The 22,411-nt window shown below is 49.1% G+C and carries 17 protein-coding genes and 2 tRNA genes; 12 read left to right on the plus strand and 7 right to left on the minus strand.

Features of this window, described 5'->3' with window-relative positions:
* The 10 genes from VIR50_RS10285 to VIR50_RS10330 all read left to right on the plus strand — a co-directional run.
* Positions 1 to 501, plus strand: a 501-nt coding sequence (locus VIR50_RS10285; RefSeq protein WP_331935040.1) for a heterodisulfide reductase-related iron-sulfur binding cluster, incomplete at its 5' end; no start/stop codon positions are given.
* 108 nt (positions 502 to 609) lie between these two features.
* Complete coding sequence (gene pgtP / locus VIR50_RS10290) at positions 610 to 1,998, plus strand: phosphoglycerate transporter protein PgtP (protein ID WP_331935041.1); 1,389 nt, start codon at positions 610 to 612, stop codon at positions 1,996 to 1,998.
* A 29-nt stretch (positions 1,999 to 2,027) separates the two neighbouring features.
* Entirely contained in the window at positions 2,028 to 3,515 is a 1,488-nt protein-coding gene (locus tag VIR50_RS10295) for an MFS transporter (protein ID WP_331935042.1), read from the plus strand.
* Between the two features lie 6 nt (positions 3,516 to 3,521).
* The gene (locus VIR50_RS10300; RefSeq protein WP_331935043.1) at positions 3,522 to 4,391 is read left to right on the plus strand and encodes an HAD-IIA family hydrolase; all 870 of its coding nucleotides are present in this window, start codon (positions 3,522 to 3,524) and stop codon (positions 4,389 to 4,391) included.
* An 18-nt stretch (positions 4,392 to 4,409) separates the two neighbouring features.
* Positions 4,410 to 6,128, plus strand: coding sequence for a calcineurin-like phosphoesterase family protein (locus VIR50_RS10305; protein WP_331935044.1), 1,719 nt, complete (start codon positions 4,410 to 4,412; stop codon positions 6,126 to 6,128).
* A gap of 57 nt (positions 6,129 to 6,185) precedes the next feature.
* Positions 6,186 to 9,494 (plus strand): SusC/RagA family TonB-linked outer membrane protein, encoded by a 3,309-nt coding sequence (locus tag VIR50_RS10310; RefSeq protein WP_331935045.1) that lies wholly within the window; start codon positions 6,186 to 6,188, stop codon positions 9,492 to 9,494.
* Positions 9,495 to 9,500: 6 nt separating this feature from the next.
* On the plus strand, positions 9,501 to 11,081 hold the full coding sequence (locus VIR50_RS10315) for a SusD/RagB family nutrient-binding outer membrane lipoprotein (protein ID WP_331935046.1): 1,581 nt from the start codon (positions 9,501 to 9,503) through the stop codon (positions 11,079 to 11,081).
* Between the two features lie 18 nt (positions 11,082 to 11,099).
* Positions 11,100 to 12,359: a BACON domain-containing protein gene (locus VIR50_RS10320; RefSeq protein WP_331935047.1), complete on the plus strand. Its 1,260-nt coding sequence runs from the start codon at positions 11,100 to 11,102 to the stop codon at positions 12,357 to 12,359.
* 313 nt (positions 12,360 to 12,672) lie between these two features.
* Positions 12,673 to 13,860, plus strand: coding sequence for a porin (locus VIR50_RS10325; protein ID WP_331935048.1), 1,188 nt, complete (start codon positions 12,673 to 12,675; stop codon positions 13,858 to 13,860).
* A gap of 55 nt (positions 13,861 to 13,915) precedes the next feature.
* Positions 13,916 to 14,857, plus strand: coding sequence for a hypothetical protein (locus tag VIR50_RS10330; protein WP_331935049.1), 942 nt, complete (start codon positions 13,916 to 13,918; stop codon positions 14,855 to 14,857).
* A 312-nt stretch (positions 14,858 to 15,169) separates the two neighbouring features.
* Here the strand turns inward: VIR50_RS10330 and VIR50_RS10335 are convergent, their stop codons facing one another.
* From VIR50_RS10335 to VIR50_RS10345, 3 genes are all read right to left on the minus strand, one after another.
* Positions 15,170 to 16,060 carry an alpha/beta hydrolase family esterase gene (locus VIR50_RS10335; protein WP_331935050.1) on the minus strand — a complete coding sequence of 297 codons (891 nt, stop codon included), beginning with the start codon at positions 16,058 to 16,060 and terminating at the stop codon, positions 15,170 to 15,172.
* A 17-nt stretch (positions 16,061 to 16,077) separates the two neighbouring features.
* The gene (locus VIR50_RS10340) at positions 16,078 to 17,172 is read right to left on the minus strand and encodes a phosphotransferase enzyme family protein (protein WP_331935051.1); all 1,095 of its coding nucleotides are present in this window, start codon (positions 17,170 to 17,172) and stop codon (positions 16,078 to 16,080) included.
* Positions 17,173 to 17,553: 381 nt separating this feature from the next.
* Positions 17,554 to 17,626 (minus strand) — tRNA-Pro (locus VIR50_RS10345).
* Between the two features lie 146 nt (positions 17,627 to 17,772).
* Between VIR50_RS10345 and VIR50_RS10350 the strand changes: the two genes are divergently transcribed.
* A tRNA-Phe gene (locus VIR50_RS10350) sits at positions 17,773 to 17,845 on the plus strand.
* Between the two features lie 198 nt (positions 17,846 to 18,043).
* Here the strand turns inward: VIR50_RS10350 and VIR50_RS10355 are convergent.
* The 4 genes from VIR50_RS10355 to efp form a co-directional block, all read right to left on the minus strand.
* Complete coding sequence (locus VIR50_RS10355; protein WP_331935052.1) at positions 18,044 to 19,360, minus strand: UDP-N-acetylmuramoyl-tripeptide--D-alanyl-D-alanine ligase; 1,317 nt, start codon at positions 19,358 to 19,360, stop codon at positions 18,044 to 18,046.
* Between the two features lie 79 nt (positions 19,361 to 19,439).
* Positions 19,440 to 20,126, minus strand: coding sequence for a RadC family protein (gene radC, locus VIR50_RS10360; RefSeq protein ID WP_331935053.1), 687 nt, complete (start codon positions 20,124 to 20,126; stop codon positions 19,440 to 19,442).
* 72 nt (positions 20,127 to 20,198) lie between these two features.
* On the minus strand, positions 20,199 to 21,248 hold the full coding sequence (locus tag VIR50_RS10365; RefSeq protein ID WP_331935054.1) for a glycosyltransferase: 1,050 nt from the start codon (positions 21,246 to 21,248) through the stop codon (positions 20,199 to 20,201).
* A 182-nt stretch (positions 21,249 to 21,430) separates the two neighbouring features.
* Positions 21,431 to 21,997 (minus strand): elongation factor P, encoded by a 567-nt coding sequence (efp, locus tag VIR50_RS10370; RefSeq protein WP_331935055.1) that lies wholly within the window; start codon positions 21,995 to 21,997, stop codon positions 21,431 to 21,433.
* Positions 21,998 to 22,234: 237 nt separating this feature from the next.
* Between efp and rpmH the strand changes: the two genes are divergently transcribed.
* Positions 22,235 to 22,390 (plus strand): 50S ribosomal protein L34, encoded by a 156-nt coding sequence (gene rpmH / locus VIR50_RS10375; protein ID WP_021994181.1) that lies wholly within the window; start codon positions 22,235 to 22,237, stop codon positions 22,388 to 22,390.
* Positions 22,391 to 22,411: the final 21 nt, after the last annotated feature.

The following is a 22,411-nucleotide window of genomic DNA, read 5'->3' on the forward strand; positions in this document are numbered from 1 at the left end:
TTCACCATGCGTGATGAATACAGCCACCTGCTCGGAATAGACAACAGCGACGTGCGTGACAGCCTGTCGCTGGCTACCCGGTGGCTCTACCGCATGATAGAGGACGGCAAGCTAAAATTGGCCTTCCGTGATGATTTCAAAATGAAAACGGCCTATCACAGCGCCTGCCACATGGAGAAATTGGGATGGATACCTTACTCCACGGGCCTGCTGAAGATGATTCCCGGACTTGAGTTGATAATGCTCGAGAGCCAATGCTGCGGCATAGCGGGCACCTACGGATTCAAGAAAGAGAACTACGAGCGCTCACAAAAGATAGGCTCTCCCGTTTTCAAACAAATAAAAGAGGTGAACCCCGACTGCGTTTCGACCGACTGTGAGACCTGCAAATGGCAAATAGAAATGTCGACGGGCTACGCCGTGGAGAATCCTATCAGCATAATCGCAAAGGCCCTTGACGTGGAGAAAACACGACAACTCAACAGCCAAACAAGAGCCTGAAAAAGGCCATAATTAACAAGAATGTAATAGTTGGTACAAAACCAAAACCTAAATAATTAGTAACTTTGCACTCAGCTAAAATAGAAAGTAATTAAAACCTAACCCATCATGTGGAACTTTTTAGCACCACCTGCTTACCAAGCAGAACAATCCGGCCCCGCGGCCGACGCACGTTATAGAGCCTTGCGATGGCAAGTGTTTTTGGGAATATTCATTGGCTATGCCGGCTTCTATATCGTTCGCAAGAATTTCTCCATGGCCATTCCTATGCTGGCCCCGTTCGGTTTTGAGAAAGGGGAGCTGGGAGTGGTACTCTCCATGAACGCTATCGCCTACGGCTTTTCTAAATTCATCATGGCCAGCGTGTCCGATCGCAGTAACGCCCGCCGCTTCCTGCCCTTGGGGTTGGTGCTTGCCGCCTTGTCGATGATGTTCATGATAGTGCCCGTGCAGTACCTCGGCCCCGACAGTAAAGGGCTTGCCATTACGCTGATGGCCGTGCTCAACTTCCTCGTGGGTTGGTTTAACGGAATGGGATGGCCTCCTTGCGGCCGTGTGATGACCCATTGGTTCAGCATAAAGGAGCGCGGCACATGGATGTCGATATGGAACTGTGCCCATAACGTAGGTGGCGCCTTGGTAGGTCCCATGGCCGTTTATGGGGCTATATGGTTTGGCAATTGGTTCTACGGCGCCGACGAACAACGCTACTTTCTCATAGGAACCTATCTGTTCCCGGCCTGCGTGGCCATTCTCATAGCCCTCATAGCTTACTGCCTGATTCGTGACACGCCGCAGTCATGCGGGCTGCCCGCCATTGAGAAATGGCGTAATGACTATGGCAAGACCTATAATGAGAAAGCCGAGGAAGTGCTCAGCACGAAAGAGATTTTCAAGACCGTGCTCACCAATAAATTCCTTTGGTACATCGCCTTTGCCAACGCTTTTGTCTACATGGTCAGATATGGATGCTTAGACTGGGCACCCACCATCCTGACAGAGCAGGGCATTGACCTCAAAAACGCGGGCTGGGCATACTTTGCTTACGAAATGGCGGCCATCCCCGGCACCATCATCTGCGGATGGCTTTCGGACCGTGTGTTCAATGGTCGCAGGGCATTGCCCACCATTCTCTTTATGATCATCGTGGCCGTATTCATCTTTATATATTGGCAGAACTTCGACAACATCAACGTGGTGATAATCTGTCTTATCGCCATCGGCTTCTTTATTTACGGTCCGGTCATGCTCATTGGCGTACAAGCCCTTGACTTAGCGCCTAAAAACGCCGCCGGAACAGCCGCCGGACTAACGGGGTTCATGGGCTACGTATTGGGTACCGCCCTGCTGGCCAACGTGGTAATAGGCTATGTGGCCGACGCCGCGGGATGGAGCTGGACGTTCATCCTGCTGATAGGAGCCTGCATCCTATCTATCCTTTTCATGGGCCTTACCTACAAGGAAGAGCAATACCTTATCAAGAAAAATCAAAAATAAACACATAACAACAACAATCTATCAACACTATGGAAAAAGTAGATGTCTACAGTTCGTTAGGCAATCAACGTAAGAAGTTCATGAGCTGGCAGATGAGAACCATCTTGGTAACCATGATAGGCTATGCCACTTTCTACTTTGTAAGAAAGAATTTCTCTTTGGCCATGCCGGGTCTGACGGCTGAATATGGAATTACCAACAAGAGCTTTGGCTGGATTATTTTCGCCAGCTCATTGGTCTATGGTTTCTCCCGCTTCATTAACGGCTACACGGTTGACCGTGTGAAAGGCCGAATCGTCATGGCCGTGGGACTGCTGCTCTGCGCTGTGGCCAACTTCGCGTTTGGCTTCGGCGTCAACCTGAGCCAAGTGTTCACGGGCACAACGAGTGGTCCCGACTTTACGAGCACGCTGATTCTGCTCATGGGTATCACCATTATCTTCAACCAGTATTGCCAAGGTATGGGCTATCCTCCATGCGCCCGCATTCTGCCCCACTGGATTCACCCCAGCGAGTTGGCTACCAAGATGTCGATATGGAACACGTCGCACTCCATTGGCGCCGCCTGCGCCGTGATAGTCTGTGGCTATATCATGGGCACGATGGGTACCAACATGAGCGATAACGCCGAGGTTGTAAGTCAAATTACCGCCAACCTATCAAACAACGACGTGGCCAATGCCGCCACACAAGCCCTGACCTATGCCGCTCACATCGGCGCATGGAAATGGTGTTTTTGGATTCCGGCCTGCTTGGCCGTATGCGGTGCCATCTTTATTTTCATAGGTCTGCGCGATGAGCCTAAGGATGTGAACCTGCCCGACCTGCCCGACACCTCGCTGGGTGGCTACTCACAGAGCATGAGCAAGCAAGCTCGCAAGAAGTTTGAGAAGGTGATGGTGTGGCAAAATCGTTGGGTATGGACTTTCTGCATAGCCAATATGTTTGTTTATGTGGTACGTATGGGTGTGCTCGATTGGGGACCTAAATTCCTCACGGAGAGCCGAGGAATGGATATTTCCACCGCCGGATGGACGGTAGCGGCCTTTGAGATAGCCGGTATCGTGGGCACCTTGTTTGCCGGCTGGGCCACTGACCATCTCTTCAATGGTAAGGGCCACCGCATGTGTGTGATGTGCATGCTGGGCGCGGCCATCTTTATGACCATCTTCCGCTTCCTCCCCCAAGACGCCGGCATAACCGTTACGGCTGCCGTTCTCATTGGAGCGGGATTCTGCATTTACGGCCCGCAGGCGCTCATCGGTATAGAACTGGGGAATCAGGCCACGAAAGAAGCCTCGGCACGAGCCAATGGTATTGCCGGAATATTAGGCTACATCGGCTCAGGATTCAGCGGATTGCTCGTAGGTTATGTAGCCGACATCTATGGATGGACCCGTGTTTTCGAGACAATTATCATCGTTGCCATCATCGGTATGTTCATTCTCATTTCGATGTGGAAGGCTCCCCGCGACGGTTACGCACGCAGTCAACAAATCAATTACGACGAAGAATAATCGCTTATGACCCATTTTGATAAATACATCACGCCCCTATCGGAAGAAAAACTGATGGAGGCGTGCGCCAAAATCAAGCATGTGGCGCTTGACATGGATGGTACCATCTATTTAGGAAGCACGCTGTTTCCTTATACAAAGAGCTTTCTCGACATGCTCACACGGCATGGCATATCCTATTCTTTCCTGACGAATAACCCAACGAAAAGCAACAAGGACTACTTGGCTAAGCTGGCACGACTGGGAATTGAGGCTACGGAAAAGCAGATGTACACCTCTTCGATAGCGACTATTGACTACATTCACTTGAATCATCCCGAAGCCAAACGGCTGTTTTGCTTAGGAACGCCGAGCATGCAGGCCGAATTTGAGAAAGCAGGATTCACGCTCTGCAAGGATGACGCCGGCGATAGGCCCGATATATTAGTGGTGGCTTTCGACATGACACTGGAGTATTCACGCTTATGCCGTGCGGCTTGGTGGGCCTCAAAGAAGGATATTCCCTACATCGCTACCAACCCCGACTGGGTTTGTCCCACCGATGAGGAAACGATATTGGTAGACTGTGGCTCTATCTGCAAAGCCATAGAAGGGGCGACCCAACGCCAGCCTGACCTCGTAATAGGTAAGCCTAACCCTAACATGCTCTACTGTATACGCGACAAATACGGGCTGCAATCCGATGAAATCGCCATGTGCGGAGACCGTATCTATACGGATGTGGCCACTGCACAGAACGCCGGTTCACTGGGAGTGCTCGTCTTATCGGGTGAAACTACATTGGAGATGTCTCTCGACTATGAGCGTCAGCCCGACATCACAGCGCTGAATATAGAAGAATTTGGCAAACTGTTGCTGAAATCACATGGAGAATAAACAAAATAAAACTAACCGATGAAGACACATCAAAGGCTTTGGAAATTTACGTATGCCATCACATTGCTGCTCTTTTGCAGCATGTTTGGCTGGAGCGCAACGGCTTGCTCGGGTTCTGATTCCAATGAAAATAAGAAGGAGCCTACCCCTAAACCCGAAGTAAACACGGGCATTCCCGACAAACAAGGCATGACCATTAAGGGGAAAATAACCTGCGAGGGCAAGGCCGTGGCACAAGTAGTCGTGTCGGATGGCATAGAAGTGACAACCACGAATGAGCAGGGTGTCTACTATTTACCATCCAAGAAGAAATACGGTTACGTGTTTATCACCATTCCGGCAGGCTATGAGGTGGCAACGAAAAACGGAAACATGCCCGACTTCTTCAGGAAAGTAAACAGCATTAAAGCCAATATGGTGGAACAGCATGACTTTACTTTGACAAAAGTCGATAACCAAAAACATGCCATTGTGGCCATGGCCGATTTCCATTTGGCCAACCGCAACGATGACCTGAAGCAGTTTGCGGAGGTTGCCTCGGACATTAATGAGACGATAGACCGGCTCAAACGACAAGGTTATAAGGTGTACGGACTGAGCTTGGGAGACGAAAGCTGGGATGTATATTGGTATGAGAGACAATTCAATATCAAGGAGGCCGTACAGCAAATCAAGAAAATCGACGCTCCGGTTTTCCATTGCATGGGCAATCATGACAACGACCCTTATTACGCAAATGACTGGATGGCCGAGAAAGCTTTCATTGATTGTTTCCCCATTTATTATTCCTTCAATGCGGGAAACTCTCATTATGTGGTCCTTGACAATATAGAATATCTGAACAATGGTGGAAGTTTGGGCACGATAGGTGACAGAAGTTATAATACGACCATCATCAAAGAACAGATGGAATGGCTGAAAAAAGACTTGGCACTCGTGAAAGACAAGACACAACCGTTGGTCATCGCGTTCCACGCACCACTCTATCGGTCGCCCGGTTTAGACATATTGGGCAATCCTACTGCCACATATCAATTGGATAACGCGCAGGAATTTACCGACCTTTTGAGAGAATTCAAGAACGTCCAAGTGCTTTCAGGCCACACACACGACAACTATAACATAGCAAAACTGAATAATATCCACGAACATAACACAAGTGCCATCTGCGCGACATGGTGGTGGACTAACAAACTAACCAACAACCGACAGCACATTTGTCGTGACGGAACGCCCGGAGGCTATGGCGTTTACCTATTTAACGACAACAATTTGGAGTGGTATTACAAGAGTAAGGGCCATGACAAAGGCTATCAGTTCAGAACATACGACCTGAACAAAGTATATATAAGCCCGGAACAAGTAAATGGAAACACAAAGCTATTCAGCTCTTATGCCCGTGGTTATAACAAAACCAATAACAACAATGAGGTTCTTATCAATGTTTGGAACTTCGATAAAGGATGGAACATAGAAGTAACCGAGGACGGTAAACCGCTAACTGTCAGAAGAACGGTAGGCTATGATCCACTCCACATCCTCTGCTATGAGGCCCCAAGATGTGCCGACAACAAGGAACCTACCGGCGCTTTTGTCACAACACGCACCGCACACCTATTTAAAGTAAAGGCCTCAAATGCCACATCAACGCTCCATATTAAAGTGACGGACAGTTTTGGAAACACTTTCGAGGAGACCATGGCAAGGCCTAAAGCATTTGATACATACATGAAATAAAACCTACCTATAAGAATTACAACAATAAAAAAGTATAATTTATAAATCTAAAGCGATATGAAGCAATTGTCAAATCTAAAGCACATGATCTTGCTTGGACTGTTCTGTGTCTTTGCAATGTCACTCTCTGCTCAAACACAAGTAAAGGGTAAGGTCCTCGACGCTGACGGCACTACACCCCTGCTTGGTGTTACTGTTAAACAGGTGGGCGCCAAAGGCGGGGCCATCACCGACATTGATGGTAACTTCACCATCACCGTAACAGGCAAAGAGCCCATTCTTAATTTCACTTATATAGGCTATGACGCCCAACAAGTGAAGGTTGGTAACAAGCGCACGCTCACTGTCATCATGCAAGAGGACGCCAAGACGCTCAAAGATGTTGTCGTAACAGCGCTTGGTATCAAACGTGAAGAAAAGTCATTGGGCTACTCCGTTTCCAAAGTTTCAGGCGAAGACTTGAACAAAACGGTCAGCGGCAACTGGATGAATGGCATGAAAGGAAAGGTTGCAGGTCTATCCATGATCGAAGCCGGTACCGGTCCCATGGGTTCGATGCGTGTGACTTTGCGTGGTGATCACTCACTGAACTACGGTAATAGTGAAGCACTCTTTGTGGTAGACGGCGTGCCCGTTACCTCCGGAACGGTTTCCACGGGTAGTGGAGCCACCTATAGCAATCAGGATGCGCCCGTGGATTTCGGTAACGGCGCGGGCGATATTAACCCTGAAGACATAGAGTCAGTAACCGTATTGAAGGGTGCTGCCGCCACAGCTCTTTATGGTTCAATGGCCGGTAACGGCGCTATCGTCATCACAACCAAAGGCGGAAGCGGTAAGAAAGGATGGGGCGTAACCCTTAACTCTTCCGTCACATTTGAGAAAGCAGGCTATTGGCCCGACTTCCAAAAGACCTATGGACCCGGTAGCGACATGGGACGTGAGCCCTTCAGTTTCTGGAAATTAACGGCCGAAGAGGCCCCCGACGGTATCGCAACGACCGATCACATTTCACGCTATGCCTTTGGTGAGAAATATGATTCTAACCAATTGCGCTATCAATACCTTTCAAAAGATTGGGAAACGGGTAAGTTTACCAAACTTCCATGGCAATATGCGGATGATTGGTACACCGGTTTCTTCGAGACAGGTGCCACCTACAGAAACAGCATAACGGTCAGTGGAGGCAATGGAAAAGGCACTAACGCTCGTGTATCGCTTACCGATACACGCAACAATTGGATTATGCCAAACACCGGTTACACCAGCGACGCCATCGCACTTGCCTTCGACAGTCCCATCAGCAAGAACATCAGCGTGAGCAGTCGTGTGAATTTCCTCAACAAACGAAGCAACAACCTTCCCGCAACCGGTTATTCCTCACAGAACCCTATCTATGCCCTTACTATGGCATATACCAACCAACCGGCTTCTGTTTATGCCGACGAATACTTCGGCGGACGCTACACGTTAGAGAACTTTAATGGAAAAGGTGAGCACGGAAAAAGCGTTGTCTACCGCTCTGACCAGCCCTTGAATCCTTATAGGAATATCTATGAAGAGACCAACGCCATGAACAAGAACCGTATTTATGGCAATGTATCGCTCAATATCCACCTTATGAAAGGTCTGACTCTGAAACTTCGCTCCTCACTCGACTTTACTGACCAGTGGAGAACGCAGCAAAAACCATTCTATACATCAGGGTATCAAGAAGGATTCTACCGTGAGCAAGCCACAAGAACCTACAACATCAACAACGATTTCCTATTTACATACGTCAATAATAAGTTAGTTGGCGACCGTCTCGGCTTTTCCGCTTCGTTCGGAGGCAACAGTCTCAACTACAAATACTATAACAACCGCGTCACTTTGAACCGTTTGCAGAACGATGGCGTATATAACGTGTACAATGTTCCATCCGGTTACAGTCCCGACGTGTTCAGTTATCATTCCAAGAAGAAAGTAAACAGCTTCTACGGCTTTGCTTCCTTCAGTTGGGACAATACCTATTACCTTGAACTTACCGACCGCAACGACTGGTCAAGTACCTTAAGCGCAGGCAACCGCTCGTACAACTATCCTTCTGTTTCAGCCAGTATCCTGCTCGATAAGGTCCTTAACCTTAACAAGAAAACCCAGTGGGTAGACATGCTCAAGCTCAAACTGTCATGGGCTAACGTAGGTACCGACACATCACCCTATACCCTTGACCGCTATTATAACGCCACCAAATACTATGGCGGCTACACTATCTCCGGCACAATACCCGATATTAACATCAAACCAGAGAACCAAGAAAGTTGGGAAGGTGGCTTGGAAGGTAAATTGTTTGGCGGCCGCGTCAGCTTCGACTTCACCGCTTATTCCACCAGCACCACCAATCAGATCGTCTCTGTAGCCGCCGATCAAATCACCGGAGCTACAGGTTATACCATCAATGCGGGCGAGATCAGCAGCAAGGGACTTGAGTTTACCTTAGGCTTCACTCCCGTTAAGACACGTGATTGGGAATGGAACGTCAACATAAACTGGTCAAAGAACTGGAACAAACTTGAAAGACTGCAAGATGGTTGGGACCCCGCCACTCCCTATCAGACCGACATGGGTACCACCATCGGCAACCGTGTATATGTTTACTCCTACTTAGGTAAGGAAATGTATCACCTTTACAGCCACGGCTACACACGTGCCCCGGAAGGTTCTTACTACCTTGACGACAAGGGAAACAAGATAGACTGCAGCGGCATGAAAGTCATTAACAAGCAAGGTTATCCCACGCTTGACAAGAGTGAGTTGATTGATTTAGGAAAGGTTACCCCCGATTGGACCGGTGGTTTGAACACCAGCATTCGCTACAAGAACTTCAATCTCTCCATGGCTTTTGCCGGACAGTATGGCGGCCATTGCTATTCTGTTACCAACTTTGCGCTGTCTTACCAAGGCAAGTTAAAGAACTCACTCGAAGGACGCTACGACGGAATGGTCGTAGAAGGTGTGCAAGCCACCGGCGAACCGGGTGTTTACACGCTGAACAACACGGTATTTGCCAGCGCGCAGACCTATTATAATACGTATGTGTGGAACCGCGACAACGGCGAAGAGAACACTTTCAGCACTTCTTACCTCAAACTGAAAGAGGTACGCCTTGACTACACCCTGCCCGCCAAGCTCTGCAAGCAGACTAAATTCTTGACAAACGCCAGCCTCGGCGTGTATGCTACTAACTTGTTCTGCCTGACCAGCTTCCCTCAATACGACCCGGAAACGGCCATGGTGAATGGAGCCGACATCCACGCAGGTATCGAAACCATGTCATCACCTATGACTCGAACCTATGGTATCAATGTAAAACTTTCATTCTAATTGATTATGAAGAATATCAAAATCCCAACAATAGCGCTATTGGCCTGTGGTCTGCTCATGACAACAGCATGTACTGACAACTTCGACCAGACCAATACCAACCCTAACAAGATAACGGTTGCAGGCGGAAAGCTCAGCGCCAGCTCTATGTTCGAGCCTTTGCTCTACGGCGGCGCCAACGCTTTGACTTACTACAGCTACTATTGGAACAACGAATTGGCCCAATACTTCGCGCTGACCGGTAACTCGCTGGGCCGTGTTTACAAGTATGATATTGGCGACGCCAACTGGACTTCCGTTTGGAATACCTACGCACGCTATGCCACCAACTCCGTGGAAATGCACCGATTGGCCACCATACAAAATAATAAAGCCCTCGAGGCTGTGGCGCTCACGATGAAAGTGCTCTATACGAATGGACTGACCGATGTATTCGGAGACATTCCTTACGGTGAAGCTTTCAAAGCCACGGAAGGCATCAAGACCCCTATATTTGACTCACAAGAGGATGTCTACAAGCAGATGTTCGCCGACTTGGAGGCTGCCAATAAGATTTATGCCGGCAAACCTACCGTCAATGAGGCCGAGAAAGCGCTCGACGGAATGTATAAACTCGACATGGAGAAATGGCGTAAATTCAATAACTCGCTCTATCTGCGCCTGCTCTGCCGCGTCAGTGGCCGTCCTCAAACTACCGTCGATGGCAGTACGACCGTGACAGAGAAGATCAAACAGATTGTCACAGAGCCCGAATCCTACCCCATCATCGCCTCCAACGACGATAATGCCACCGTGGTTTTCTCAGGTGTTGCCCCCTACTACAGCGAGTTTGACCCGGGAGAATACACTCAGTCCGATTTAGAAGTCTACCGCACCACGCCAAATCTCATTGGCCTCATGGTGCTCAAGCAACCCTCTAATGAGAAAGTCGACATGAATGTTGACCCCCGTTTACCTATCATCGCTAAGATGGCGAAAGGCCGTGCCTACTGGAAAGGCACCGGCATGAACCAAAACAAGGGCGACTTTGGTGGCGGTGATTACCTTAATTATACCTCTTTCGTTCGCTATACAGCCGATGAATGGCTAATGGATTACGCCGAAGTAGAGTTTATTTTGGCAGAGGCTGCCATGAAAGGATGGATCAGCGGTGGCGAGGAAACAGCAAAGACGCACTATCTCAACGCCGTAAAGGCCTCGCTAAAGAAGTGGTCTGCTTTTGGTGCGGCTACCAATCCTGACAACACGATTACCGATGAGGCCATCGAAGACTTCCTCGTGAGCCCCCTCGCTTCATGGGACGACGCTGCCAATAAGCTAAAGCTCATTGGTCAACAGCGCTATTTGGCAGCCTTCATGATAGGTATGGAGGGTTGGTCCGAATACCGTAGAACAGGCTATCCCGAGCTCAAGATAGACGAGTCGTGGATGAACGACGGCGTTCTTCCTACCCGTTTTGCTTATCCTAACACAACCATAGCCACCAATCATGACAACGCCGAGGCCGCGCTCAAGCGCATGGGAGGTGCCAATGACATGAAAACACCCGTGTGGTGGAGCAAGAGCGCAATTGAATCAGGTAAATAATTCTAAAACCGTATCACGATGAAAACAAGAAACATATTCATATTAGGAGCGCTCCTGCTGGGCTCATTCAGCTTCAGTTCCTGCGCTGACGACTCCAAAAACAGCGGCGATCCCTACTACGCTTTCGACGGTAACCTCGAAACTGTCAACGTAAGCATTGCCGGTATCACCAAAACCAACATGGCGCCTGTCACCCTTCGCTCCAACCGCGATTGGACGATCAGGACCTCAGAAGAGGACAGTCAATGGCTTCACACCTACATCACGGAAGGCGAAGATGACGGAATCTTCTATTATTGGGTCGATCCCAACCCCGCATTCACTGGCCGCCAAGGTCACATTGACGTATATTCAGGCAATGAAAAAGTGAAATCACTCGAAATCGTGCAAGACGCCAGCGTGCCTTCGCTTGCCATTCTCAATGCCGAAACCGGCTACGTAGCCCTGCCCACGGCCGGAAACATACAGATAACGGTCGACGCCAATGTCAAATGGAAGCCCTCACTTGACAACGTTAGCTGGGCCCGGATAGAGTCAGTCAGTGAAAATAGCGTCACCATCGCCTTCGACAAGAACGAAGACGATAAGCGCGAAGTGGTTCTTACCTGCCAAGGCGAGGGCGAATTCAGCAACCTTGTCACCAAGACCACCATCACCCAGTCTGCTCCGGGCATTATCCTCAACGAGCGTTTCGACTGGTTGCAGGAAGGTAAAGAGGACTTCCTCTACAACTATCCCGAGGTTCCGTTCAGCAAATGGAACGACACCGAGAAAGCCATGGGCTGGAACACACTCGGCGATGCCATGTATGGCGGCCGCGGCTATGCCAAGATAGGCAAGACCAATGTGGCCGGCGACCTTGTATCCCCCGCCTTGTCAGCCATCAAGGGCTCGGCTAATGTTACCGTGACTTTCCAATCTATCGGTTACATCGCTACCACCGGAAAGAAAGACGATGGCGTGCTGAGCGTCGGACTCATCGGCCCCGGTACCATCGAAGCCGACAAGAAAGCCACTATCGACATAGCAGGTTCAAGCTATCCCGTGGCCGTTTTCGACATCACTGTATTCCCCGACTCTCCCAAGAAGGAGCATGGTGAAAACTACGACCCATGGAAAGAGGCCGGCAGCAAGTTCCAGTTCAAGATTAAAGGTGCCACCTCCGCTACGCAAGTAGTCTTCATCGGCGGACCCAAATGGGGCAAGGACCTCAAGGGAATAGGCCAAGGCAAGAACCGCCTCTACCTCGACAACATCAAGATACAAGAGCAACTATAGTTTCGTAAACAGAAAGATACGAGTTATCTTATTTACATTTTTCGCAAGCCCATTCTTTTATAACGAAAAGAACGGGCTTGCGTTATTTTATAAAAATAGGAAAATAGGGTAATATTAACTTAACTTTGGTTTATTTTAATTAAAATAAACGAAAAGCAAGGGGCCAAAAGAATAACAAACGAAATATTGCACTAATTTCGTAATTGTAACAAGAATGTAACTATATTGTAACCTCACGAATCATTCACATTCTATGATTCTACACTGAAAAAATAACTAACGAAAATCCTATTTTTAACTTAAAAAACTTATTATGAAACAGTTTATTTACTCCCTCATTGGACTTTTGGCCGTATCAACAGCAGTACAAGCCAATGACATCGTTAACCATGAAACAACCGAAGAAAGCAAAATCGTGGCCACGACACCCGAAACAGCCGCGGTAGCTGCCACTGAAGAGACGACAGCCGAGAAGACCGGATGGGAAAAAGCCTTAGAGAAATTGCCTAAAATATCGGGCTATCTCCAGACGGGTTACCAATACAACAGCGCCGGTAAACACTCTTCCTCATTCCAAGCCAAGCGCCTCCGCCTTATCGCCGATGGCAACGTGAGCAACAATGTCAGCTTCCGCTTGCAAATAGAAGCCTTCAGCGGTATCTCAGGAACGACCAACGGCCGTGGCCAAAAGAATCTTCAGGTGATGGACGCCTTTGCCACCATCAAGCTAAGCGACGCCTTCAAGGTTCGTGCCGGTCAGTATTACATCCCCATGGGCTATGAGAACTACGACATCTCTCCGGCCACGCTCGAGAGCGTCGACTTCTCCGACGTTTGCTATCGCATGGTTTGCCGCAACGCCATTGCCTACGACTACGTAGATTACGGCCGTGATCTCGGTGTCATGTTGATGGGCGATTTGCTCCCCTCGGACAAGGGTTTCAACTATCTTTCCTACAATTTTTCTGTCACAAACGGCTCCCTTCCCAACAAAGATGACAACAACAAGAGCAAGGACATCGTAGCCGCCGTGACCGTTCGGCCTATCGACAAGTTCAATGTTAAGGCTTCTTTCAACTGGGGCGAGTACGATGGAACCATCGGCGCAGTACAGCATAAGAACCTCGACATGACCCGTTACATCTTCGGTGCATGGTATAACGACCCGCAAGGCCTCGACCTCCGTGCCGAATATGGCCACATCGGATCCAAGAAAGACGGTGCCGACATTGTTAAAGAAGACGCTTTCTACGCCCTCGCCGGTTATCATATTGGCGCATGGTTGCCCATCGTAAGATACTCCATGTACAGCGATAAGGTCAATAAAGCTACCCTCAATAACTACAACCAATTGCTCTTCGGCGTGACCTATCACGTAAACGCCCGCCTGAAATTCCAAGCCAACTACGTTCATACCATGTATAAGGACGAGGCAAAGCTCGTCAATAACGACAAATCAAGCGCCAGCAAAATCCAAGTTATGGGTCTTTTCAAATTCTAAAAACATTCCAACCTTTTTCATAAAGAAATCATTTAACAACCAAAATTAAATACAAATGAGAAAAACATTCTTAATGTTGGCTCTCTGCTGCGTCAGCATGATAGCCAGCGCTCAGCACTTAGGCACAGAGTATCGGTTGAAAAAAGTCATCCCGGTAAAGGGCCGTCAGGGCATTGCCATTGACAAAGACTACTATTACGTGAGCGATACAAAGGCGCTCTACAAGTACGATAAGGAGGGCAACCTCGTCATGAAGAACGACCAACCCTTCAAAAATCCTGAATTAGCCAACCACTTTGGCGACATAGACATCTTCAATGGAGAAATCTATACCGGCAATGAGAAGTTTGAATTCGGTCAGGGTCACAACATTTCCGTTGACGTTTACGACGCCAAGACCTTGAAATGGAAACGTACCATTCCATGGATTGCCGAGTCGGGACAAGTAGAATGCTCCGGACTTGCCGTCGACCGAGAGAAGAACATGGTATGGATGAGCGACTGGGTAGACAGCCGTTACGTTTATTGCTACAGCCTTGAAACGGGCAAATACTACACCAAGATGCAGTGTCGTCCATGTCCTTACTGGTGTCAGGGTATCTTTATCGCCGATGGTAAAATGCTTTTTGCCGCTGACGACGGCGAGTCTACCTTCGGCATTGCCGACAATATCTACGTGGCCGACATCACCAGCGTGCCCTATACCGGTTTGAAAGACGGTACACAAGTGTCCGTTGAGAATTTTAAGGCTGTGAAGAAGCCCGGCAAGGTGGCCGCAGGCGCCATGGCAGGACGCATCCAGCTCTTCCGCGAAATGGGCGATTTCCGCCGTGCCGGTGAGATAGAGGGCCTCTCTATCGACCCCACCAACGATGATCTTGTGGTGCTCAACAACCGTGGTAACCAAATATTGCTCGGCATGCCCATCGGTCCTTTCACCGAAGAAGGCTACACCGGTGAGGTACATGAGCTTTATGTATATGAGAAAATCAAGTAAATTTTCTTAGTTAACGAGTGTACAAGTTGACGAGTTAACGAGTTGTTAGCTTAGTAGACAAGTGTACGAGTAGACAAGTTGACAAGTTATTAGCTTAGTAGACGAGTGTACGAGTAGACGAGTAGACAAGTTATTAGTTGACAAGTTGATAGCCTTTCTATCAACACACAAATAAAAACGGATGGCCATTGGTCATCCGTTTTATGTTTATAGCTAATAAACTGTAGCCAAAAACTAAGCAAACAACTTGTTAACTCGTTAACTAAAAACTCGTCAACTGCAAGCAAACAACTCGTTAACTTGTCTACTCGTTCACTCGTCAACTACTCCAACAAGGTATCGGGAAAAGAACTTCCATATTTCCTCACCGGTGTCAATATCGGCCATGTGCCAGCTATGGACGGCGCCCTTTATCTCGTAGAACCACACGTCGGCCCCATTCCTGCCACCCGAGTAGCGCATGATGGTTACCTTATGGCCGTTAGTCGGCGTCAGCCCCTCACGCTCCTCGGTCTCTACTTGCAGGCAACGGTTGTGGGCCGCCATGGCATTCACGGCCATTCTTACCGGCAGATAAGCACCCCATCCGCCAACACCCGTCAGGTCGCCATCGAAGAGCGACGTGGGATCGGCCGTGCCGTGAATCTCCATAAAGGGCATAGCCTGCCCGGCCCACGGCCCCGTGTAAATCCATTTCATAAGCTGTCCCGACACCGAAGCCATGGCCTTGAAGGTAGACTGTTTGCGACCGGCCAACAGATAGCAAATATCACCACCGTTAGACATCCCCGTCAAGAAAGTATTTTCCTTGCTCAAGCCGTATTTACGCTGCACCCGGACGGCCAACTTGCATAGGTTGTCAACATCATCCTCACGCCATCCGTCCTGCTGCGGATAGCCCACGTTCCAACTGCGCTTGCCCTTGGGGTCTTTCAAACCGTCGGGCACGCAGAGCGCGAAGCCATGCCTTTCGGCCGCCTTGCGCATGTATGTCTTCTTTTTCAGATAGCTGCTGCCATACCCATGGAGCACCATCACCAGCGGAGCCTTGGCCTTCATGCCTTGGGGAATGACCATCTTGAAATGGCGCATGTAGCCATTGATGACAGCCGAATCGGCCACTTCCACCTGCGCCGACAGCCGAACGCTCAACCCGAGCGCCACGACGGCCAGCCAACCCGCCTTTTTCCACACACTGTTCATGGTTTCCGAACGACGTGTTATTTCCTTATCGAAGCCAAATAAGCCTCCATTTCGGGGAGCTTCGCCATCACATCGGTGAAGAGTCTCAACTGGTTTCGGGTTCTCACGAGGTTATGCTCGGCATATTGGGTCTTGTAATACACGTCGCCATTGAGGTAATCGGCCAAGAATCTTACGGCCTGCATAAAGGGGAACATGGCCGCCGCCAAAGGCAGATGGCTTATCTCCTCCTCCGTCAGGAACACGCCGGCCGAACGCAGATAGCCCTCGGTAAAAGCCCGGTAAATATCCATCTTGAAACCTACATTATCCAAACAAGCGTCTTCTTCGGTCGTGTTGTTGGCCGCGGTGCGCATAAAGTCGCCGAAATCAGAGAACACAAAGCTGGGCATAACGGTGTCGAGATCGATTACACAGAGCACATTGCCCTCCTCATCGAACAGCATGTTATTCACCTTCGTGTCGCAATGACACAGTCGCTTGGGCAATTTGCCGGCCTGATGGAGCCGCTCGGCAAAGCACATTTGCTCGGCATGCTCGGCGATGAGGTCCAATTCGGCCTTCACCTCCTTAGCCCTTCCCTTCACATCGGCCGCCACGGCGTCGTTCAGTTGGCGCAACCTGAAACCCATGTTATGGAAGTCGGGAATGGTTTCGCCCAACTCTTCGGGCACGTCCACGAGCATTGCCTCGAACTGTCCGAAGGCTTCGCCCGCATAGCGTGAGCTTTCCGGCGTCACACTTTCCACCGTCACCGACCGTGGAATGAACACCGAAAGGCGCCAATACTGCTCCTTTTCGTCCTTCACATAGGTCTTGCCGTCTTGCGTGGCCACGAAAGTCAACACCTTCCGATCGATGTCGGCCGTGCCCTGCGCCTCTAATTTACGGCGGATATGATGTGTTACCACCTCGATGTTATGCTGCAACAAGTCCACATCCGTGAACACGGCGTTGTTAATTCGCTGCAAAACATAGTCGGGCTTGTCGGCCTCTTGTGTCGTTATTTTAAATGTGTCGTTAATCAGTCCGTTGCCCAATGGCTTGATAGCCTCAACGGTTCCCTCCATCAAAAAGGAGCGAAGAATGGTCTCAATAGCTGCGTATTCCATGTTGAAAATTGTTTATGTCGTTTTAGGTTGTCTATTATTGCAAAGATACAATAATCCCCCGTGCCCACAAAGATTGGCTATTAAAGTTTCAAAACTATTTTAATAAAAAGAGCCAAGCGGGCTATTTATTTATCTAAAGCTGTTCCGACCGGTCTGACCAGTCCGACTTGTCTGACCTCATCACTGCCCTTTCGCCCGCTCAAAGCAGCCTTCTGACAACCTCAAAGCTGGCCTTTCACACGGTAAAAGGCCTGCTTTGAAAACAGCGCTGCCAAGCCCCTTTAGCCTCAAGCGCCAAGGCCCATTGCCCCAAAGCCACCCTCACGCCACAAAAGAATACGAAAAAAGCAGGTTGAAATCATTCAACCTGCTTCCTTGCTGTCGGGATGACCGGATTCGAACTGGCGACCCCTACGTCCCGAACGTAGTGCGCTACCAACTGCGCTACATCCCGATTGCAACCTGATTTCTAACGAATAGTAATCTCATTGCGGGTGCAAAGATAAGCTATTTTTCCCATATAAGATAATTTTCTTGCGAAAAATTTGCTTATACCGCATAAAAACTATACCTTTGCACTCGCTTTAAGGAAATATGCAAGGTGCCATAGCTCAGTTGGTAGAGCAAAGGACTGAAAATCCTTGTGTCCCCGGTTCGATTCCTGGTGGCACCACTCCTCCTTTCATTATGCCGCTTACTTCTCTTCGGAGAGTGAGCGGCTTTCTTTTTATCCCATACCTTATAAAACAAGAAAAGATAGATATAGCTTCATGGGAAGCGGATAATTTTCTTCCTATTCCTTATCTTATAGTACACAAAAAAGCCGCCCCGGCTCAATGAAGCGGGGGCGGCTTTCACCTTATTTCTTATGTTATAGCAGTTCGGGCAATTCAAACAGCCTTATGCCATTACTGCCTTTGATGAGGATATAATAATCCTCGGGGCGGCACTTGGCTATCTCGGCCTTCACTTCCTCCACGTTATGGAACTTGCGGAAGTCGGTGATCGTTTGGCAAAACTCGTCGCCCACGAGCCACACTTCCGTAAAACCATCCTCTCGCAGCTTATCGACCACCTTCTGATGTTCGGCTTCCGACACGTCGCCCAGCTCACGCATGTCGCCCAAAATGGCCATTTTCTTCGCTACATCCATGAGCTTGAAGTTGTCAATGGCCGCGTTCATGCTCGAAGGATTGGCATTGTAGGCGTCTACCAAGAGCTTGTTGGTGGGCGTAACGGTCAGTTGGCTGCGGTTATTGGTAGGCACATAGGTTTCCAAAGCATGGTTAATCTGCTCCGGAGTCAGGCCGAAACTAAGGCCGACGGCTATCGCTGCCAGCATGTTATCTATGTTATAAGCGCCGATGAGCTGTGTTTGTACCTCGCAAGTGACGGGCAACGAACCGGCGGCGAGGACGGCATGCCACTCAAATTTCAGGAAAGGAGCGCAACCGATGACTTCCCCGCTCACCCGGTAAGCGTCGCCTTGACCGTAGCTGATAACCCTGTCGAGCTCGCGCTGTCGAGCCATTTCCACGAGGTCGGCATTGCTCTCATTGAGGAAAACGGTGCAATCATTGGCCTTGAGATAGTCGTAGAGCTCGCCTTTGGTACGCTTTACGCCCTCAAAACTGCCAAATCCCTGCAAATGGGCACGCCCCACGTTGGTCACAAGGCCGCATGTCGGCTCCACATAGTCTACCAATTGCTTGATGTCGCCGGGATGGCTGGCGCCCATTTCCACCACGGCAATCTCGTGGGAGGGCTGCAGGCGCATGAGCGTCTTGGGCACACCGACGTCATTATTGTAATTGCCGAGCGTGTGCATCACCTCGTATTTCTCGGCCAACACGGCCGAAATCAATTCTTTGGTGGTGGTTTTACCGTTGGTACCGGTGATACCTATGACGGGAATATCGAACCGGCGACGATGCTCTCGGGCCAACTCTTTAAAAGCCGTAAGGGCGTTATCGACGAGGATAAAGCGGTCATCGCCCGGCACGACGCAGGCCGGATCGTCCACGATGGCGTAGCTGCAACCTTTTGACAACGCCATGGCAGCGAACTTATTACCATCGAACGAGTCGCCTTTCAGGGCGATGAAAAGGCTGCCCTCCGGGCAGTCGCGGCTGTCAGTGGTAATGACAGGGTGGTTCAGATAGATTTCATAAAGTTGATGAATATCCATTGTGCTTAATCTTTTTATATAAAGGTAAGAACTAATTTGCTTAAAAACGGGACCTTAGTTATCAGTAACGTGGCCGGACTTACAAGCGTCCTTCCTCGTTGTAAGAATAATATCGGCCATCGGTAATGATGACATGGTCGAGAAAATAAATGCGCATGAGCTCGCAGGCTTTCTTCATTCGTTGGGTCAACTGGTCGTCCATCGTGCTGGGTTGGGCATGGTTGCTGGGATGGTTGTGGCATAAGGCCATGATGGTAGCGTTGTTGAGCAACGCTTCTTTCATGATAACTCTCACGTCAACAGCCGTTTCGCTCAACCCGCCATGGCTCACTCGCACGGCCTTTATGAGCTTGTAATTCTGATTCATCAGCAATATCCAAGCCTCCTCCACGTCTAAATCCTGCATGCGGGGGTGCATATAGTTGTATATGGCCGTAGCCGAACCTAAGTCGACACGCTCCTCGGGCCGTTCCATCATGCGTCGCTTACCCAACTCGCAGGCCGCAAGAATGGTGATGGCCTTGGCCGGTCCCACGCCGTTATAGGCTTCCAACTGGCGAATGGTCAGCTTTCCGAGCGTGTTCAGGTTGTTGTTGCAATCGCTCATCACCCGTTTCATCAGATCGACGGCGCTCTCCTTGGGTGAGCCCGAGCCTATGAGAATGGCCAACAGCTCCGCATTGCTCAAGGCCGCGGCGCCTAGTCGTTCCATTTTTTCACGTGGACGGTCTTCCTCGGCCCAGTCGGTAATCGTAAGTTTTGTCATAAGTTATACGCCTCTTGCCGGCCCATACATTATTATAAATAGGCCTTGCATGATTGATAATGGACCACCTTTTTACTTATAAAAGGTCTTGCTATAGGCTTGGAACTCGCTTTGCCCCCGCACACAGCGCCGCCACCACGCCTCCAAAAAGCCACAACCGTAGCCCGTGAGCTGAATGAAAGCCGACAAAATGCTGAGCAGTCCTATCTTGGCACTGCCATTTTCCCGCGTAGCGTCAACGAAAATCATCAGGCTGTAGAGTACCAATGGGGCCAATGCCAATAGGCTGATGACACAGCCCAAGGCCTGCTGCATACCGGCCGGAAGCAAGAAAAAGAGCACGATTCCCAATACAAACATCAAGCCCAAGAAGGCACATCCCACCGTGAAAACCATCGGTAAAAGATGTACGAGCTTCAGACTTTCGGGATATTTCTTATACAAATTGATGCGGGCAATGCCACTGTTATACACTTGTCGCCAAAATTTGCGGAAGTCAGTGCGGCGCTTATGCCATACCCAAGCCTGCGGAAAGAGCCTGCAACGATAGCCTGCCTTGAAGATACGGATGGAGAAATCGATGTCCTCTCCAAAGCGCATCTTGCTGAATCCGCCCAAACTCATGTAAGTATCACGGCGTATGCCCATATTGAAAGAACGGGGATAAAACTTATCGAGCTTCTTTTTTCCACCGCGAATGCCGCCTGTCGTGAAGAAACTTGTCATGGAGTAAGAAATGGCTTTCTGCACATCGGTAAACGAATCGTGGGCTTTGTCGGGACCACCAAAAGCGTCGGCAGGCTCCCGTCGTAACTCGGCGTCAACATTCTTGAAATAATCCTGCGGCAATACCACGTCGCTGTCGAGCACGATAAGATACTCGCCGGCAGCCCGTTCGGCCCCGTAATTACGGCTCTGGCCGGGCCCACTGTTCTGCTTGTAGTAATATTTCAGGTCAAGACGGTCGCTGTATTTCTCACAAACCGATTGGCAGGAAACGGTAGAACCGTCCTCTACCACTATCACTTCAAAATCCTTTACCGATTGCGTCAAAAGACTTTCCAACAATTCATCCACCTCGTCGGGACGATTGAACACGGGTACTATTACAGAGTATTTCATGGGAATATAAATGCTAAGCGCAACTACCGCAAGGCCATTCTTTATTTCTATGCAAAATATTTCATAGGAATATAAATGCCAAACGCAGCATGGCGATGATAAAAACAATGTTGGGTGAAGGGCCATGGTTGACCAACCATTTCACCCATCACCCAACATCTATCGTCAATCCCGGCGGGATTTTATTCTTTAACGCGGCTCAAGTAGCTACCGTCGCGTGTATCTACCTGAATGAGGTCACCCTCATTGATAAACAAAGGTACACGAACTTCTACGCCGGTCTCCAATGTCGCAGGCTTCGTGGCGTTGGTTGCGGTATCACCTTTGATACCCGGCTCGCTGTGAGCGACACGCAAATTGGTCTTAACCGGCATTTCAGCGGAAAGGATTGTGCCATCGGAAGTGTCTGTAACGATGTCAACTATATCGCCTTCCTTCATGAACTCAACGCCGGTTATCTGATCCTTAGCGATTGGAATCTGCTCAAATGTTTCCTGATTCATAAAGATGAATCCCGTAGGATCTTCGTAAAGATACTGGTAAGGACGGTGCTCAACACGCACGTCGTCCAACTTGAAGCCTACTTGGAATGTACGCTCGAGCACACGGCCGTCAGCAACATTCTTCAGCTTTGTATTCATTACTGTGTTTCCTTTTCCCGGCTTACGGTGCTGAAAATCAATACATCTCCAGATACCGCCATCCATACGGATGCAAGTTCCGATTTTAATTTCCTGTGAATTAATCATTTTTTATATTCAATATGTATATTATTCTGATAAAAGTGTCAAAATATGGCTGCAAAGTTACGGTAAAATGGGAAGATTACAAAAAAAATAGCATGAAAAAACCGTTTATTCTTTGGTATTTAGAAAAATATGAGTAATTTTGCAACCCAAAAGGTTCGAAGGCAGCTTTGAGCCCTTTTCGTCCGTTTCCTGCGGATATTCAAAAGCGAATAATAAACAATAAAATAACATAGCAAAATGAAAAGAACATTTCAGCCTCACAATCGTCGCCGCGTAAACAAGCACGGCTTCCGCGAGCGCATGTCAACAAAGAATGGTCGTCGCGTATTGGCTTCACGTCGTGCACACGGCCGTAAAAAGTTAACTGTTTCTGATGAGCACCACGGTAAGTAATTACCACTCAAACGGAATATT

It is taken from the genome of Prevotella sp., assembly GCF_036570325.1.
In the GTDB taxonomy this organism is placed as follows: Bacteria; Bacteroidota; Bacteroidia; order Bacteroidales; family Bacteroidaceae; genus Prevotella.

Bases quoted from the DNA above. Each gene is read 5' to 3' on its own strand.
- VIR50_RS10340 (WP_331935051.1), bottom strand. From the start codon at position 17,172: ATGGAATACGCAGCTATTGAGACCATTCTTCGCTCCTTTTTGATGGAG.
- VIR50_RS10355 (WP_331935052.1), bottom strand. From the start codon at position 19,360: ATGGATATTCATCAACTTTATGAAATCTATCTGAACCACCCTGTCATT.
- efp (WP_331935055.1), bottom strand. From the start codon at position 21,997: ATGATTAATTCACAGGAAATTAAAATCGGAACTTGCATCCGTATGGAT.
- VIR50_RS10320 (WP_331935047.1), top strand. From the start codon at position 11,100: ATGAAAACAAGAAACATATTCATATTAGGAGCGCTCCTGCTGGGCTCA.
- pgtP (WP_331935041.1), top strand. From the start codon at position 610: ATGTGGAACTTTTTAGCACCACCTGCTTACCAAGCAGAACAATCCGGC.
- VIR50_RS10305 (WP_331935044.1), top strand. From the start codon at position 4,410: ATGAAGACACATCAAAGGCTTTGGAAATTTACGTATGCCATCACATTG.
- rpmH (WP_021994181.1), top strand. From the start codon at position 22,235: ATGAAAAGAACATTTCAGCCTCACAATCGTCGCCGCGTAAACAAGCAC.
- VIR50_RS10365 (WP_331935054.1), bottom strand. From the start codon at position 21,248: ATGAAATACTCTGTAATAGTACCCGTGTTCAATCGTCCCGACGAGGTG.
- VIR50_RS10330 (WP_331935049.1), top strand. From the start codon at position 13,916: ATGAGAAAAACATTCTTAATGTTGGCTCTCTGCTGCGTCAGCATGATA.
- VIR50_RS10325 (WP_331935048.1), top strand. From the start codon at position 12,673: ATGAAACAGTTTATTTACTCCCTCATTGGACTTTTGGCCGTATCAACA.
- VIR50_RS10335 (WP_331935050.1), bottom strand. From the start codon at position 16,060: ATGAACAGTGTGTGGAAAAAGGCGGGTTGGCTGGCCGTCGTGGCGCTC.
- radC (WP_331935053.1), bottom strand. From the start codon at position 20,126: ATGACAAAACTTACGATTACCGACTGGGCCGAGGAAGACCGTCCACGT.
- VIR50_RS10310 (WP_331935045.1), top strand. From the start codon at position 6,186: ATGAAGCAATTGTCAAATCTAAAGCACATGATCTTGCTTGGACTGTTC.
- VIR50_RS10295 (WP_331935042.1), top strand. From the start codon at position 2,028: ATGGAAAAAGTAGATGTCTACAGTTCGTTAGGCAATCAACGTAAGAAG.
- VIR50_RS10300 (WP_331935043.1), top strand. From the start codon at position 3,522: ATGACCCATTTTGATAAATACATCACGCCCCTATCGGAAGAAAAACTG.
- VIR50_RS10315 (WP_331935046.1), top strand. From the start codon at position 9,501: ATGAAGAATATCAAAATCCCAACAATAGCGCTATTGGCCTGTGGTCTG.